We start from the raw sequence: 16830 nt of genomic DNA, 5'->3' as shown, positions 1-16830 counted from the left end.
TTCTTAATAGATATCAACCATACATAGTTAGAGAAAGATGATGAGAGGGGATTTATCATGCAACTACGCATACAAAATCTTGATCGTCTCATTCACTCAGCAGTTGATAACAAACAGATTTTTGGTGCTGTTGTGCATGTGGAATCAGGAGACAGACAACTGACTTGGGGCGGAGCGGCCGGGAATATGGACGCGGACAGCCGATTCTTTATCGCTAGCGCAACGAAACTTTACGTGACCGCCGCCTTATTGAATCTACTAGCGCGGAACCAAATCAAATGGACCGATCCAATCGCCCTCTATCTGGATAAACGTTTACTCGCTGGTCTCCATCATTACCAAGGTACTGAATATTCGTGCGATATTACGATCGAGCAATTAATGGCGCACACGTCGGGATTACCGGATTACTTCCAGCACAAGCGCAAGAGCGGCAAGAGTCTAGCAGATGAGATTATGTCCGGTCATGATCAGGCATGGTCGCTATTGAACGTGATTGAAGAAGTTAAACAAATGAAGCCGCACTTTGCCCCTGGAACGAAGGGGAAAGCTTTATATTCGGATACCAACTACCAGCTGCTTGGACAAATTATCGAGACGGTAACGAATCAACCTTTAAATGAGGTGTTCAAGCAGTATATTTATGAGCCATTGTCTTTGTCCGACACCTACCTGTATACGAATATTCACGATCACACGCCTAGCCCTCTTTACTATAAGGACTCTCCCCTTCATATTCCGCTTGCTATGGCTTCCTTCGGGCCTGATGGGGGTATCGTTTCAACTGCTGAAGAGTTAATGCGGTTTCTACGGGCTTTTATGGAAGGAACCATTTTCCCGAAGAATTATTTAAGCGAGCTATATGTTTGGAATAAAATCTTTTTTCCGCTGCAGTACGGCAAAGGGATCGCTAAATTTAAGCTCCCGCGCCTATTCTCACCATTCAAGCCGCTCCCGGAGTTGATCGGACATTCCGGATTATCCGGAGCCTTCGCCTATTATTCGCCTAAGCATGATCTATACCTGTGCGGTACAGTCAACCAAATATCCCCGCCGAGCTTGTCTTACAAGCTGATGCTTCGGATCATAAATACACTGTCAGCGACGGATACATAGGGGTTGCTCCACCTATTGGGACAGTGGGTCGCTCGATTGAAGCTGCTCCAGAAGCTTTTGCGTCTCAATGTCCGGTTCTGGATAAGAGAGGTCCAGCTTCTCCAAGGAACTTATAATCGTCCGGAGCACCAAGTAGTCGCGGAACCATCGTTGATTGGCTGGGACGATATGCCACGGCGCCTGATTGGTTGCCGTATTTCGGAAGGCATCTTCGTATGCGTTAATGTAAGAATCCCAGTATTGCCGCTCTTTGAGATCGCTTGGATCGAATTTCCATAGTTTCTCCGGGTTGCTGAGCCGTTCGCGGATTTTCTCGAGCTGAAATTCAGGTGAAATATGTAGGAAAATTTTGATCAGCAGAACGCCATTGTTCGTCAGAAGCTTCTCAAAATGCCGGATATGCTTCATCCGTGTTTCTGCTTCCTTGTCTTCTATCATGCCGTGCACCCGGGTAATGAGCACATCCTCGTAATATGAGCGATTAAATGCGGTCATATAGCCCTTGGCAGGGACAACCTTATGCGTTCTCCATAAGAAGTCATGCGCAGACTCTTCCATAGTCGGTTTCTTAAAACCCTCCGCACGAAAACCCTGAGGATTCAAGTTGGACAGTACCTTCTTGATGACGCCGTCCTTCCCGCTGCAATCCATTCCTTGGAACAAGACAAGTACGCCATTCGTCTTCGAAGCAAACAGCTTGTCCTGCAGATCGCGAAGCTTCCGCTCCATCTGCTCGAACTCATCTTGAATCTCATCTTTGCTTCCGAAGCCGCCTGTATCATTCGGATCGAAGTGACTCAGACCGTGCTTGACTGCCTTGGTTAGCCGATAATTCTTCAACATAAGACACCTCCTCAGACATTTCTAAATACTGGGCGAATTCGATCGTAATGAACACACTTTAACCATACCTACTAAAATTGAATCGAGAAGAGCATTTTTAGCTAATTATCCCACAAATTGTACATAGGTATTCAATATTTTGTTGCGATAGGTGCATGAAAAAAGCAGCTGCCAACGGCAAACTGCTTAAGATGAGAGTTATCTTGTTCTTTCGTTTAAGACGTGCCGGCACTAGCTGAGCCAACAAAAGTTACGGGACCTGAAAGAATGACATCAGTTGGTTCATTAATGGCCAAATACATGCAATACCGAATCTGGCCCGTTACTACATCAGCTAACGGAGGGAAGTCTCCGGTAACAAATGTCAAATCTCTGTGGCCTGGACCTGCAGATAGTTCAATATTTAAAGAGAAGATGAGCGTTCCTGTACCGAATACGCCAGTACCTCCTCTTTCTATAAAGATATCGACTGCGTTCGATTCGCTTCTAAATACCCCTACCATTCCCCAAAGTTGAATACGAACATCATTTACGTTCGGGGTTCCTATGGCGTTAACCGTTTGAAGCCCAATATCACCATATAAAGTGGGGGTTTCTGTTAAAGGTTCAGTGCCAGAACTGGACGTATTATTGAGCGATAGTCGAGAATCCAAGAATTGAGTAGACATTCTTCGATCACATCTCACTTTCTATTTTTATCCTAAATTATTCATAGAAAGTGAAAGTGCTTGGACGAATAGACTAATAGTTTAGCTGGTCATGAACACAGTTATGCCTCCCCATTCATCCCTGCAATAGGTGCTAAGACTTTACCAATAATGCTTGCATAGATAGTTACCAATCTAGGACCTAACCTGTCCTCCCCTCATATAGTATTACTAGATTTGTCTTTCGTTAAAGAAGAGAAAGGTTGGATGCTTATGCCCCTTTATGATTCAGGTCCTATTCACAATTTGCAATCACCTCGCGTAAAAGCCCACCATTCCGACACCGATCAACTGTGAACGAATTGCAATTACGCCGGACGGAACAACTGCTTACCTCACTTGCGTGAACGACTCGGTTCTCGTCATAGACACGGCCAGCAATACGATAATAGCTACCATCATGCTCACTGCCGGAAGCGATCCGTTCGGCATTGCGATATCACCGAACGGGTCGCTGGTGTACGTCGTGAATGGCGGAGCGGCAAGCGGTGTGACTATTATTGAAAAAGCAAGTAATACCATGCTGGGCACCATTCCGTTACTACCCGGCAGCGGTTCTTTCGAGATTGCCCTCAACCCGAGCGGCACGCTGGGTTATGTGACGAATTTAATTACTCAGAGCGTCACCGTACTGAACTTGACCACCAATACGATCGTGACCGAGATATCGGTCGCCGGCGCTGCGCCTGTCGATATTGTTGTAAGCATTGACGGTACGCGGGTTTATGTCGCGATGAACGCCGGCCAAATCGAGGTCATCGATGCGACAACAAATACGCTCCTTATCCCGATCGCGCTTCCGGCGGGAAGCTTTCCCATCAGCTTAGCCGTAGCGCCGGACGGACACCGTTTATTCGTAACGACGATCGGCGTTTCCAGTCTGCTCGCACTCAATAGCGATACGACGTCACTGGTGGAGAGAATCTTGTTTCCCGGTGCGGAACTCACCAACATCGCGATTTCGGCTGACGCTTCCACCTTCATCTTCATCGATGCCATGAATTCGATCGTTCTCCTCTATTCCGCTGCAAACTACAGTTTAATCGCCAAGCTCCCTGTCGGCAATCAAAGCACCGACGTAGCGCTTACGCCGATATTGCTTTTCTAGCACGCATAGTGCTACTGTATACTTGAGGTGATCGAGATGGCAGAAACAGCCAAAAGTATGTTTGTTAATCTACCGGTAAAAGACTTGAAGAAAGCTGTGGCGTTTTTCTCCGAAGTAGGTTTTGAGTTCAACCCAAACTTCACTGACGACAATGCAACTTGCATGGTCATCGGAGAGAACATCTACGCCATGCTGCTAGTGGAAGCGTATTTCAAGACCTTCACCAAGAAAGAGATTTCGGACTCATCCAAAACAACCGAAGTCCTGATTGCATTAATGGTAGAGAGCCGCGACAAAGTGGACAAGTTAGTTAACAGCGCGCTTGATGCAGGTGGCCAAATTGCAAATGACACACAAGACCTCGGCTTCATGTATCAGAGAAGTTTCCTGGACCTAGACGGTCATCAATGGGAAATCGGCTTTATGGATGAAAGTGCGATCCCGCAGGGGTAAGCTATCAGATTGATACGCCAAATGCCGAAACCCTTATGTTTCATAGGGTTCCGGCATTTATAGCATCGATAGGATATTTATTTCAATTCGTCGCGTTGAACAAGATTGTTCAGTGGTTCAATTAAACTTGCCTCTGCACCTTGACGATACATTCTGACGTTGTCGGAGTCGTGTACTCCAAATAATTCACAGAGCCGTTAAAATTCAAATAACTTTCGTAACGAACACGAATGAATGGCAGCGTCAGAACCGCCAAGACATCATCCTTTGGAACCCAACGAGAGTCGCTTGTTTCATCCGAGGTCGTTAACTCTCCCCCCTCTGCTTTGCACACAAAATCAAACATGATCTTCGTAGGAACATCCGTCACGCCGTCATACCACTTATGCAAACCTGTATTCGATACTACGTTAATCAAATGGCTTACGGTCGCATCAATGCCACTTTCCTCTTTGATTTCACGAATCACGCCGTTAATCAGATTCTCTCCGACTTCAATAATGCCGCCGGGAAAAACCCAGCCATCGTCATGCGCTTTAACCAAAAGAATATTTCCGCTGCCATCCTCTACAATTCCGCCGGCAGATACGATATGTGTTGGGAATCCCATAGCAAGCCTCCTCCATTTCAACTTCAAAACTCTATAATTTTCGCGCTTTAATTACAAAGCTTACAGGAAGCATCCTTGCTTTATCGGCAAACTCGCGGTCACTCGACTGCATCATTAATGCTTCATCCGATTCTTCAATCATTTGCTCAATTACAAATCCCGCTCTTGCCAACGCATTCGCATAAGTTGAAAGTTTACGATCCGATAAGGAGAGCGTACTTTCACCAAGTGTGACCGAATACCAAGATTCATCGAAATAAGATTTCTTGAATACGAGACTATCATTGTCTGCAGTTACACATTTATGTATAGGGTGAGACCAGCTGAAAATAAATACTCCGCCTTCTACTAAGTAGGACGCTATGCGGCGAAAAGTCCCCTCAAGGTCGGTCGTCCAGCCGATCGCATAAACCGAATAAACACAATCAAAATAATTAGTAGGCAGACCACATTCTTCTTCCATGGGCGAACAGATTAATGTGGCTGAAAGTCCACACGCCTCCAGATGCTGTCTTGTCTTCTCCAGTTGGCTTTCAGACAGATCGATCCCCCATAGCTCAGATGCTTGGCGTTCCCCTACATATTGCAAGGATTGCCCGCTTCCACAACCTATTTCTAGCATCTTCTTCCCCGAGACATCGCCAAACAGCTGGCAGCTATCTTCCGAGACATAGGCTCCATAGAACGGAAGCGCGGTTCCTCCTAACACGTCATTTCCGTTGGTATTCCAAAATAAGCTATTCGTTTCATGAATGCTGCGTTGATCCATGTCAACCGAGATGGCACCTACTTCACTGCCACCTATGATGTTTGTTCGAATTGCAGAATTATTGACCATGTCGTCCTCCCCATTAGGAATTCCATTATTTGGTGCCACTCAAGCATAGCGCACGTACGTTCCCCTGTAAACGATTTATGGCAAAAAGAAGAGGACCACGATGGTCCTCCTCTAAACGTCATTCGATAGGGTTTACTTACTGTACGCCGAATGTGAATTTCGAATCCGGGTCCGGAGATAAACGGTTGTAATCCCGGATCGAGTCGACCCCTTTGCTCGTAATCGAGATCGTTCCGATCTTGCCCGTTACTAGAGAAGGCACTTTCAATACGATGGTTTGCCCGTCCAAGCGACCTTCCGTAGGTATGATTTGTTTGCCGTCTATTACGATGTTGAAGTAATTAGTTTCATCCTTGTAGCCTGTGATAGGTTCGCTGAACGTAATCTTGATTTCCGTTCCTTGCGCGTTGACTTTCGTAATATAAGGAATGGCATTATTCGCACTTGAAGCGGTAAAGAGATAGACGCTGCTGTTGTCAGAGTCTTTCAGCTCATCCCTTTGATCGTCCACGATCCGTCCGTGATTCGAATCGTACTCCAACCGATAGCGCTGATTCGATTTCAGCGGATCCAGCCGGTCCGCGTTCAGGTACACCGTGATTGACTTGCGGTCCGGGGAGACGACGTAACTCGCGTTTCCGCTTGATTGAATGTCGATGTCGTTACCACCGGATACGGCGTACAATGAGAAGCCCCCATCGTCATCAAGCCATACAGGCTCGCTGAATTGAATCTCGAATGTGTAGCGGTCCGTTGATACGAGCTTCGTGACCGCAGGTGCCTGATTGGAAGTCGACGTTCCCGCGAACACGACTTGATAAGGCTTATCGCCAACCTGCGTGCGGATGGCGTTCCATCCCGCCGCGTCCTTGATACTGTCCTTGAAGCGCAGGAAGTAAGTCTTGCCGGACCGCACATCATCGTCTAGATAGAGGGTCACTTCGGTCACGATTCTGTTGGTTTCATTCAGGCTATCTCGGTCAATTCCGATCGTCGAATCGTCGCCCTGCAGAAGGTTGAATCCAGACGCGCTAACGTTACGAACGGGCTCACTGAAGGTGACCTTGATCGCCCTGTTGTTCAGCGCCGATACTTGCGTAACGTAAGGTTCGTCGTTCTTCTTCTCCGTCCCCGGGAATACCTTCTGATTCGCCCCGTCCGTGTTGATCAAACCAGGCAAATCAGAGATGCGCCCGGTGTATACATGCCCCGCGACGAAAAGGGAAGGATTTCCTGTTTGTTTCGTCTTTAGCTGGATAATAACCACGTTATTCGTGCTGGACTTTCGGACAACATATTCGCTCCAACCGCTCACGTCTACATTACGGTTGTTATCCTTCAGAATCGTCAAGTCGAGGGAGCCGACTTCGGAGTCGGACAACGCACGGCTGAACGTCGCTTGAACCGTGTTCTGATTGACGACTTCGAGCTTCTGAAGCTCGATGGATCCGGACGATTCGCGGTCGCTGCCGACGAATTGGATGCGTGTATCCGCCGCGATTTCGTTGCCGCTTAGGTCATTTACATGATTGATGGTGATGTTATAAACGTCGCCTAGTTCCTGCTCATTGGTCGTGAGGGTGACAGACTTCTTAGCGTCGTCATACACCGCATTCTTGACTGCCCCGAGTTTGCTGTCGAGCTTGTAGTTGCTCACGCGGTTCGCCGTGCTCGCTTCCAAACGCTCGCTAAACGTTAAGACCACTTGGCGCGCTGCCGCTTGAATGCCTACAATGGTCGGTGAGCTGTAGTCGACTAATCCTCCAAAATACAAGTTCGTCGCTTTATCCATCATGTTTCCTGCCAGATCGGGGATCCCTTGAATCGCCATCGTATACAGCACGGCATCTGTCTGTTTCGTCGTCGTAAGAATCACCGTGTCTCCACCACTGCCCAGAATGGCATTCGTTACTCTGAGATTATTGTTAATGGAATAATTCGATACATTCTTAGCCTGACTCTCATTGACCTTCTCGCTGAATTGCACTTCGACGGTCGAATTGCTAAGCACGGATACGGATTCGATTTCAGGCTTAACATGATCGTTCGTGCCTTTGAGAACGATATCCCGCCGCGGGTCCATGACGTTGCCGGCTAGATCGGCAATATTGCGAATCGTAAGCTTGTATTCCCTGCCGTTCACTTGTTCATTGGTGTATAGCGTTACCGTCTTGCCATCGCTCGCGATGGTCACGCGGGTGACGTACAAATCGTTATTGATGCTGTAATTGTTCACGTTGCGAACGTCGCTTGCATCGACTTTCTCGCTGAAGACAACTTGGATTGTCGAGTTGTTCTGACCGGCGACAGAAACGACGGAAGGCTTCGATCCGTCTCGGTCGTAAATACCGTAGAAGTATAAGTCGCTCCGGGACGTCATCGTGTTTCCTGTTAGATCCTTCACGCCGGATACGGATAACCGATATAGATGACCGTCCTCCTGGGTGCTCGTCGTGATCGTGACCGAGAGTCGATCGTCGGATAACGAATAGCTATAGAGATTGAGGTCGCTGGAGACAATGTCGTAATGGTCTGGATCTTCTGCTGTGGAGCGGCTAACCTGCTCCGAGAACGTCAGCCGAATCGTCCGATCTCCCAAGTTCTCAACCTTGGTTACGGTAGGACGAGAGTCAATCGTGCCGCCGTCGATGTTATCCCTAACGGCAGTATAACGCCAGCCCGTTCCATCCACCGAGAGCGTGTAGATGACATTCCATTGTTGAGGCCCCGTCAAGATCGTAACGCTCATGCCATCCGATGACAGAGTCGCTGTCCTGATCGCAATAACCGTACCTTGATCGTCCCTTAGCGAGAAGCTGGATGGATCAATCGAGGCAACTTTTTGTAACAAGGAGACATAAATGATACTGTTCGAGAGCGGTTGAACGCTTTTCACAAGAATCTTATGTTGGTTCTGCTGCCCATAAACGACATAAGCGGCATCGACGAGCTGGCCGCGGGTAGCGGCTGCTTTGTAATTGCTCTGGTAGGAGATATAACCGTGATCGAGCGCGGCACTGACCGAACCCCTTGCCCATGCGGATACGAGGCCCGCCACTGAAGAAGTGCCGTTTCCATAGCCATAAGCACGAACCAGTACAGCAGCCAGCTGCTCCACCGTTACGTTAGCGGCTGGAGAGAACTTGCGCACACCGGTTCCCGTCATTAGTCCAGCCTGATTCACAGCCTCCACTTCCTGATAAGACCATCTCGACTTCAACACGTCGTTGAAGCTCGCCATTCCCGAGTTGCTGTTGTTGCCCGATAACCCCCAGAGTCGGTACAGCACGGCGGCGAATTGTTCGCGCGTCATCGATTGGTTAAGCCCTGCGCTTCCGTCCCCCATTCCCGTGAAGATTCCTTCTCCCTTCAATATCTCGAACTTCGCTTGCGTGGAAAGCGAGTCCGCTTGTGCAACAAAAGCCGGAATCGAAAGAGCCAACAGCAGCCATGCGATCAGCACTTTACGTACTACCTTCATGCGCTTACCTCCTTGTCCGCGAGCCATGATGACCCGCTGCGTCGAAAAGCTGTTAATTATAACGCAAGGAGGTTACGAAATGTTTCGGTGACATATTCAGCAGCGAATCTGTCAAAACTCGCATTTTTACGCATAAATACTAGGTAAACCAACATCAGTCCCCTTTATAAAAAGGGTTTTTAATCTATGACCTCAATTATTAAGAGAGACAATTTGTATCAATTTGTTGAGATTAAGAGATGATGAGAATTTTTTAATTTTATCTGCATGTAGCATAAGTCCGGTTAGACCAAGAGGTTCATGCTGATACCTACAGACAGCAGGCATAGTACGATCGACGGAATCGCTTTGGCTATTGGATCTTTGGCAATGACAAGAAGAACGAAGGCCGCTGCAAGCATCGTTGCGGCTAATAAAAGTCCGGCTATTACGGCTGTAACAGTGTACCAAATACCAACAAGCATACCAATCGAGCTAACGATCTCAATGAACCCCGTCATGAAATTAAAAATCGGCGGCAGTCCGAAGCGTTTGAATTCATGCGCCATTTTACCGCTAATAATTCTAACCCCTGTGAACATGAAGAACACGCCGACAATTACTTGCAAAATCATCGTTATCATTTGTAATAGCTCCTTTAACTCATCTTTTAGTTTCAACAAATATATGCTATAGCATGTTTTAGATCTGAATGATTATTCTGCTCCCCTTCCCCATTAGTCATCATTAACGCCTGCGTACAACTTCTCGAGAATGGCTTTCAATTCATTGATCTCCTCCTTACTCAAGTATCTTGTCGCATAATGATGCGCGGCGATGACAACGGGAAGCACCTTCGATTTGAGCTCCATTCCTTTATCGGTAAGGTATAGATTGTGGGAACGTTTATCCGTATCATGTACGAAGCGTTGAACGAATGCTTTCTTCTCCAAAGAATGAATCATGCGAACAACCGTGGTTTGATCCCGGTCAATGGCTTCCGCAAGCTCTTTCTGTGTCGTTGCCTTATCGCCGTCCAGAACACAAAGAATGCCCCATTGATCCGGCGTAATGGCGAATGGCTTTAATTGCTTCGTGAAGTAATTGTTCATCTTCACATCTGTGCGATGAATCTGAAATCCCGTGAAATCATAAAGTTCCATAATCGTCTCCTTTAACATCAAGCGCCGTATCACTCATTTTATATGCTATAGCATTTAAAAGCAAGCCTAGAAAAAGCCGCCTAATCGGCAGCTTCACTTCGTGATTCCGGTCTCTTCAATATCCATCTTTACATTCACCTGTACGTTTAATGAGCCATACTCTCTATACCACTTCTCTTCGTTCCAATTTCTCGTTTTGCTCCTGACGAAATCCCCCAAACCGAGCGGGTCGATTCCTTCTTTCTGGAACCTATGAATAAGATCCTTTCCCGAAACGGCGAGATCTTGTTCGAAACTGGCTTCGATTTGCTCAATCATGGATCGATTCAAGGTCACCGACCTTGAATCGACAATCCGGGCTGGCAAATGAAGGTTTAACGATATGTACGAACCTACTTTATCTTTCTCGATCCGATAGCGCACTTTTGTGCCAATAACTTCGGCTGCAACGTGAGATCCATTGCTCAGCTTGGTTTCAATTGCACCGCGTTTTACATTTTCTTTGAGCAGTTTTAAGACCCTCATCTGCTTATCGTTCAGCTTCATTACATATTTGTCATCCTTGAACAAAGCCAGGCCGGCAATGTAAATTTGATCTTCCTGTGCTCTAAGCATGGGCAATAGAGGATCCATCCCTTTACCCAGAAAGGCATAGCCGAACTCGTGCAGATTTTGTTTGGGAACCAGATTCGCACGTTCGTTCATATCGAGCAAATTAAACAAGTACAACCCTTTTTCTTGATCCGAGCTGAAATTCTTCCTCAGTACTTCTTGGGCTCTTCCGTCAACTACAGCCAAATACATCCTTCGAGAAGCTTGCGCGTCGCGTAAAACCATATCCAATTCGTTTCTAAGTCCCTTTGCCGCAAGCTCTGCTCCGATTAAGACCACGGAAAGCTTACCCGAATTGAGGGGTCGGTCCAATCGCGTGTCCAATAACTCCCTAATCCCTACGCTTGTATAGCCGACCTTCGAGAGCAATTGATTGGAGATCGAGCCGGGCTTTCCGCTCTGAAACCTGGTCGTCGCTATTGTAATTTCGATTTGATCGTTCTGCGCTTCATCGAAGGCACAGACGATGAATAGGGTAACTCTGTCTAGGATTTGTTGAGTCGCGCACCCCGTTAACAGGAAGCAGATCACCGCTAGCGACAGGAATAAACGACTCATATGGTTCCCTTCACTTTCACTCTGACCATATCGACCAGATACATAAACGGGATGTAAGCAAATATCATGTAAAAGCCGATTTGGGCTAACAGGGCTTGAAGTGCTTCAACTTGATTGCGGCCTGCAATCATGCTTACGGCGGCAAATACGACAACCAAACAAATCGGCAGGACCGTCCTTTGCTTAACGGAAAACATGACTTTAACCGCCCTGCTCGAAGCCCACAAACATAGGCATATGATCGGAATCACCCAAAATATCTGCGCAGAAGCGCCGACGAATTCGAACCGCTCGATAAAGGGGAACTTCACGAATTTATATTTGGTCAATTGCGGCCATAATTGATTGGATAATTGTTCGAATTTGAACAATAACAAGGAAAACAGAACAACGACAAGATAAGATAAAGTCGTAATAAGATTCGCCAATTGTGCCCATTTATGCGACTTTTCTGGCGTCTTGATGAACGTATACACAAAGAATAGCATCTCTACGCCTACATAGGGGAATGTCAGCTCCTTGGTCGCCAAGAGCAGCTCGTTCAACGAATGATCCATGACAGGCGACAAATTATTGAAATGAAAATACCCGGCCGTGAAAAGCATGGCCAAGATTAATAGATGCCTCAATAAGCTCAAAAAGCAGATGCCTACGATCACCCGGAAACCGCCTGAAACGATATAATAAACAAGCAAAAGCAGCACCAACGCGAGCAGCCATGTCGCGAGCTCGGGGAACAGCCACACTTGCACGATTTCGATAAACAGTCTTATTAACAAGCTTGCATGGAGCAAGAAGTAAACGATGAATATCATGTTTAGCCCTCTCCCCACGAATTTGCCGAAAAATCGTTGGTGAATTTGGAGCAGATCCGTCTTGTTGCCGTTAAGAATGCCATAAATCATCCAAATGATGATATGAAAAAACAGCCCGCAAATAAGGACGGAAATCCATGTGTCATTGCCGGCGAATTGGATCGGTTTAATGGACATGTCGAGATATTCGGAGCCGAATTGCATCGAATGAACCAAAGGAAAAACCAGATAAGGCGATACTGTCAAGCGCGCTTGTTCCATTGCCGTCATCCTCGCATTCCTCCAGCCACTCATTCGTCGATGTCTTTTTTCCTCTTTGCTTGTTCTTTACTAAATCGTACCGGTCTTTGCGACCTAAAGTAGCTCAAGCGATGATGAAACCTAGAGTAGGAAGGCCGTATCACGGTGTCATACGCATCCGTAGCGCGGAAGGGATAAAACGGAACGAGATAAGGCATGCCGAGTGAAGTCAGACGAAGCAAATGCGCAAAAATAGCAATGGTGCAAATGAAAATGCCAAGCAGCCCACCTAGTTGAGCGGCTATGATAAATGGAAACCGAAGAAGTCGTATGGTGGCGCTCATTCGAAAGATTGGGGTAGTAAAGGATGCCAGCGCTGACAACGCTACGATAATCAATAAAAAGTTGCTTGTCAGCGCAGCCTCGACGGCTGCAGTACCGAGTACGATACCTCCGACAATACCGATGGTTTGCCCAATTTTGGTTGGCAATCTGGCGCCTGCTTCCCGAAGCAGTTCAATGACAAGCTCCAGAATGAGCACTTCCACGAAAGGCGGGAAAGGAACATTCATCCTGGAAGTTACGATTGTGGGCAAAAATACGTTCGAAATGCCCTGACCGTGATAAGTCATAACGGCTATATACAAGGAGGAGGAATACACGGAAAACAGCACGGAGGACATGCGAATGACCCGTAAAATCGAGCCGACGATCCACGGCAAATAATAGTCTTCGAAGGTGATAAAAAAATACCCCAGATTGACCGGTGCAAATACCGCGATCGGGGAACCGTCCATCAACACGCAAATTTGCCCGGAAGAAAGTGCCCAAGCCGCATAATCAGGCCTTTCGGTTCCGATCGTCAGCGGGAAGATGGAGTTGGAATTATCCTCAATCATTTGTTGAAGGACTGTGATATTCGTGATTTGATCGAATTGAACATCCGTTATGCGCTGGATGCACGTATTCAAATATTGTTCGTTCGTTAACCCCTTTATGTAACATACCGCTACTCTGGCCTTTGATATTTCCCCCACTTCAAACTCCTTCACGCGCAGCTCGGGATAGGGCACTCGCTTACGAATCAAATTGAGATTCATGTTTAATGCCTCTACAAAAGCTTCTTTGGGCCCTTCCACCGTAAATTCGATCTCGGGCGTTGAGATGCTTCGTCCCTTGGCTGTGGCGGCATTGACCACCATGCATTGATCCGATTGCAGACCGTATTGAATGACGACATATCCACGCAGAAGCTTGCCTTGAATCGTAGCCCAATCGTCGCTTATTTCTTTCTCCCCAACCGGAATCGCACGATATAACTCATTGAAAGTCTGATTCGAATCGTTGCTCAGTGGACCGAGGATATGATCGTGCAGAACGTTCGGTTCCAAGAGGGAATGAAAATAGCCGATGAAAAAAGACTCATCGTTCGTTGGATGTTCATAGCATACGAAATCCGATGATTCACGAAGCTCCTTCCATTGTCGAGGGACCGCAGTCATTTCTAATCACTCTTCTCCTACATTTCAATATCTCAAAGTTACACTATTGTCTCTCCACGCTACCTAAATTATGCAAAAAACGGCAGCCTGTATGGCTGCCGTTAAGAACCGTCAAACGCAAGAGTCGCTCATTGTTGCATAGCTGATGATGTACTTCTGCAAAACCTCTTTACTTTGTAGTCCGACTAAAGTTTCCACTTTATAACCATCTTTGAACAACAATAAGGTTGGCCCGCTCGATACATTGTATTCAGCTGCAAGTTCTTGCTCCTGATCTATATTAACTTTGGCTACAGCAGCTTGATATCTGACTTCCTGTGCCAGGCTATGATCAATGTTAAGCTGCTCTAGACAAGCGTTGTTTCCTGGCGTGTAGAAGTCTACCAATGTGATGCCATGACTTATTTGTTCCTGAAACGTATCTTTGAATAATGCATGGATCTCCACCTTATGACCTCCTTAAATAATTGGAAGTGCCTTCATAAGCCTTAACCGATTACGTTCGAGATCACTTCAATATTGCCTTTGGTCGCTCTCGCGTAAGGACAAACCTTATGCGCCTCATCGACGATTTCTTGCGCAATGCTGCGCTCTACGCCTTTAAGCGTAATGTCCAGCGTTACAGCAAGCGCATAGCCCTCATTCGCATCCTTGCCCAGCGTGACGCTAGAATTAATGGAAATGCCATCCGACTTGATTTTCTTCGAACGAAGGACAGATCCCATCGCGCCTTCAAAGCAAGCCGCGAATCCCGCCGCGAACAATTGCTCCGGATTCGTTCCCTCTCCGTTACCGCCTAATTCCTTCGGATATCGCAAATCCACATTTAAATTCTCATCGCTGGAAACTGCTTTCCCATCTCTTCCACCTTGAACGTTAACAGTAGCTGTATATAGTTTCTTTTCGATAATATTCATAATTGTATTCGCTCCTATTCAATATCTAATTGTGTATTTGTGTTTATAAACGATAATAATATCCTTGTGTTGTTTGTATTCATCACGATTGACCTCGTTAACCGGGCGTTCATTCCATCCATGTTCGGCCGTCTGCGTTCTCATCCGTCCTCCTTTGCCGAACGTTTTTTGTAACCATCTAACATTATTATTGCTGGTTACATGAGTTATATTATCATGCCTTTTATGAGGAGTCAAGCTATTTTATAGATAGGTGTGCAATTTTTGAGCACAACAAAAAAGCCGCAAAATTTGCGGCTTTAAAGTAACACTATTAGACGATGAATGTGCGGATATGCGCAAGCATGGCATCCAATACAGCTTCTAGCGGACTCGTCTCCTTGCGAACCTGAGTAAGAAGAAGGCCTCCCTGAAGCGCAGTTAGCAGCGACAGCGCGAGATGATTCGGGTCCGCATCGGCTCTCAGCTCTCCCCGATCATACATAGCGCGAAGTCCTTTTCGAATAGCGAGCTCCCACTGCATAAAGCCGGCAACGAGTTCGCTGCGCGCTGCCGGATCTGTATCCGCCAGCGCACTCGCAAGAGAGCCAATTGAACAGCCCCCTTGGAATTGCCGTTCAATCTGAAGCTTCACGATGGCATCGCGCCACATCCGAAGCGACTCCATGCTATCCAAATGGCTTAGCAGAGGCTCCTGAGCGTCAAGAACTTGTTCGGTTTGATACACAATGACTGCTAATACAAGATCGCGTTTCTCCTTGAAATAGTGGTACAACTGGGAGGAGCTGACCTTAGCCTCCCGCTGCACATCTTCCACGCTTGTGCCGGCAACCCCGCGATCAAACATTAATTTGGCTGCGGCGGCGACGATACGCGCGCGAGTTTCTTTTCCCTTCTTAGTGAGCCGCTGCTTTGGCGTCTGGACATCCATTATATTTTCCATGCATGTAGTATACCAAAATTGGATTATGCAATCCATTAATAAACGTTAGGATACGATGAGTTTCGAATCAGACCTGGTTCGGTTTTACTCTAATAAAAACGGTGTGATTGTCAATAATTAAACTGCGGTTTGTCCACCATCTACGGCTAGGTTTGCGCCATGAATGAAGCTGGCACGATCGGTCGCGAGGAAGACGACAGCCTCAGCAATTTCATCCGCTGAAGCAGGACGGCCTGCCGGCGCTTGAGCAGCAAGCTGATCAAGACCTTCGCCCATTGCTTCTGTTCCTTCCGTGCGCGTAGGTCCAGGGCTGACGGTATTGACACGGATACCGCTTGGGCCGTATTCGGCCGCCCATGCTTTGGTAAGCAGGTTAATTGCTGCTTTGCTCGAACCGTAAAGGCTCATACCGGTCATTCCATAGTCGGCGAGCATCGTCGATATGTTGACGATAGCCCCCTTGCCGCTTTTCGCCATCAGCGGCGCCAGTTCTGCAACTAGAAAATAAGGTGCTTTGACATTCAGAGCGTATACGAGATCAAAATCATCTTCCATTGTTTCATGCGTCGGTCCGAACGGGAATACTCCTGCATTGTTGATAAGAATGTCGACTCGGCCGCTGCCCAGTTCAATTGCTCGTTTCGCTAGGCTTCTTGCGCTTGATGCGTCACGAAGATCCGTCTGTACATAATCTGCGTGTCCTCCCGCTGCGCGGATTGCCTCAACTGTCTGCTCTCCACGATCCACATTACGCCCCGCAACCACGACGTGGATGCCTTGTGCAGCAAGCTGATTCGCAATTGCTCGCCCAATACCGCTGGTTCCTCCGGTAATAAGTGCTGTAGTTTGAGTTGCATTCATGTTGTCCTATCCCCTTTCAGTTTTATGGAGTGTTCACTCCAATCTTCAGAGCTCATACTAACAATTTGATTTTGGATTGTCAAC

Annotated in this window: 17 protein-coding genes; 3 read left to right on the top strand and 14 right to left on the bottom strand. The window is 47.1% G+C overall.

Annotated features, from left to right (window positions below):
• The first annotated feature begins 57 nt into the window (after positions 1–57).
• On the top strand, positions 58–1116 hold the full coding sequence (locus tag BLW29_RS00760) for a serine hydrolase domain-containing protein (RefSeq protein WP_090975430.1): 1059 nt from the start codon (positions 58–60) through the stop codon (positions 1114–1116).
• 12 nt (positions 1117–1128) lie between these two features.
• Here BLW29_RS00760 and BLW29_RS00755 read toward each other — a convergent pair whose 3' ends face one another.
• On the bottom strand, positions 1129–1959 hold the full coding sequence (locus BLW29_RS00755; RefSeq protein WP_090975429.1) for a PPK2 family polyphosphate kinase: 831 nt from the start codon (positions 1957–1959) through the stop codon (positions 1129–1131).
• A 215-nt stretch (positions 1960–2174) separates the two neighbouring features.
• A complete protein-coding gene (locus BLW29_RS31085) occupies positions 2175–2627 on the bottom strand; it encodes a hypothetical protein (protein WP_143044335.1) in 453 nt (150 codons plus the stop codon).
• A 313-nt stretch (positions 2628–2940) separates the two neighbouring features.
• On the opposite strand from BLW29_RS31085, the gene BLW29_RS00750 reads away from it, so the two are divergent.
• A complete protein-coding gene (locus tag BLW29_RS00750) occupies positions 2941–3774 on the top strand; it encodes a YncE family protein (protein ID WP_143044334.1) in 834 nt (277 codons plus the stop codon).
• A gap of 36 nt (positions 3775–3810) precedes the next feature.
• A complete protein-coding gene (locus BLW29_RS00745) occupies positions 3811–4227 on the top strand; it encodes a VOC family protein (protein ID WP_090975427.1) in 417 nt (138 codons plus the stop codon).
• 121 nt (positions 4228–4348) lie between these two features.
• Here the strand turns inward: BLW29_RS00745 and BLW29_RS00740 are convergent, their stop codons facing one another.
• The 12 genes from BLW29_RS00740 to BLW29_RS00685 all read right to left on the bottom strand — a co-directional run bounded on the left by BLW29_RS00740 (position 4349) and on the right by BLW29_RS00685 (position 16746).
• Complete coding sequence (locus BLW29_RS00740) at positions 4349–4837, bottom strand: NUDIX hydrolase (protein WP_090975426.1); 489 nt, start codon at positions 4835–4837, stop codon at positions 4349–4351.
• Positions 4838–4868: 31 nt separating this feature from the next.
• The gene (locus tag BLW29_RS00735; RefSeq protein ID WP_090975425.1) at positions 4869–5675 is read right to left on the bottom strand and encodes a class I SAM-dependent methyltransferase; all 807 of its coding nucleotides are present in this window, start codon (positions 5673–5675) and stop codon (positions 4869–4871) included.
• Positions 5676–5811: 136 nt separating this feature from the next.
• The gene (locus tag BLW29_RS00730; protein WP_177186416.1) at positions 5812–9156 is read right to left on the bottom strand and encodes an Ig-like domain-containing protein; all 3345 of its coding nucleotides are present in this window, start codon (positions 9154–9156) and stop codon (positions 5812–5814) included.
• 284 nt (positions 9157–9440) lie between these two features.
• The gene (locus tag BLW29_RS00725; RefSeq protein WP_090975423.1) at positions 9441–9779 is read right to left on the bottom strand and encodes a DoxX family protein; all 339 of its coding nucleotides are present in this window, start codon (positions 9777–9779) and stop codon (positions 9441–9443) included.
• A gap of 93 nt (positions 9780–9872) precedes the next feature.
• Positions 9873–10298: a MarR family winged helix-turn-helix transcriptional regulator gene (locus BLW29_RS00720; protein WP_090975422.1), complete on the bottom strand. Its 426-nt coding sequence runs from the start codon at positions 10296–10298 to the stop codon at positions 9873–9875.
• 93 nt (positions 10299–10391) lie between these two features.
• Positions 10392–11468 (bottom strand): Ger(x)C family spore germination protein, encoded by a 1077-nt coding sequence (locus tag BLW29_RS00715; protein WP_090975421.1) that lies wholly within the window; start codon positions 11466–11468, stop codon positions 10392–10394.
• A complete protein-coding gene (locus tag BLW29_RS00710) occupies positions 11465–12553 on the bottom strand; it encodes a GerAB/ArcD/ProY family transporter (protein WP_177186415.1) in 1089 nt (362 codons plus the stop codon). The genes BLW29_RS00715 and BLW29_RS00710 overlap by 4 nt, the downstream gene beginning before the upstream one ends.
• Before the next feature lie 20 nt (positions 12554–12573).
• The gene (locus BLW29_RS00705) at positions 12574–14025 is read right to left on the bottom strand and encodes a spore germination protein (protein ID WP_090975419.1); all 1452 of its coding nucleotides are present in this window, start codon (positions 14023–14025) and stop codon (positions 12574–12576) included.
• Between the two features lie 111 nt (positions 14026–14136).
• On the bottom strand, positions 14137–14472 hold the full coding sequence (locus tag BLW29_RS00700) for a thioredoxin family protein (RefSeq protein WP_090975418.1): 336 nt from the start codon (positions 14470–14472) through the stop codon (positions 14137–14139).
• 41 nt (positions 14473–14513) lie between these two features.
• On the bottom strand, positions 14514–14942 hold the full coding sequence (locus BLW29_RS00695) for an organic hydroperoxide resistance protein (protein WP_090975417.1): 429 nt from the start codon (positions 14940–14942) through the stop codon (positions 14514–14516).
• 313 nt (positions 14943–15255) lie between these two features.
• Entirely contained in the window at positions 15256–15885 is a 630-nt protein-coding gene (locus BLW29_RS00690) for a TetR/AcrR family transcriptional regulator (RefSeq protein ID WP_090975416.1), read from the bottom strand.
• A gap of 117 nt (positions 15886–16002) precedes the next feature.
• Positions 16003–16746: an SDR family NAD(P)-dependent oxidoreductase gene (locus tag BLW29_RS00685; protein WP_090975415.1), complete on the bottom strand. Its 744-nt coding sequence runs from the start codon at positions 16744–16746 to the stop codon at positions 16003–16005.
• Positions 16747–16830 lie beyond the last annotated feature (84 nt).

The sequence above is a fragment of the Paenibacillus sp. CF384 genome, from assembly GCF_900106745.1.
In the GTDB taxonomy this organism is placed as follows: domain Bacteria; phylum Bacillota; class Bacilli; order Paenibacillales; family Paenibacillaceae; genus Paenibacillus_Z.
The sequence above is the reverse complement of the archived record's forward strand: the minus strand, read 5'-3'. Positions and strand labels throughout refer to the sequence as shown.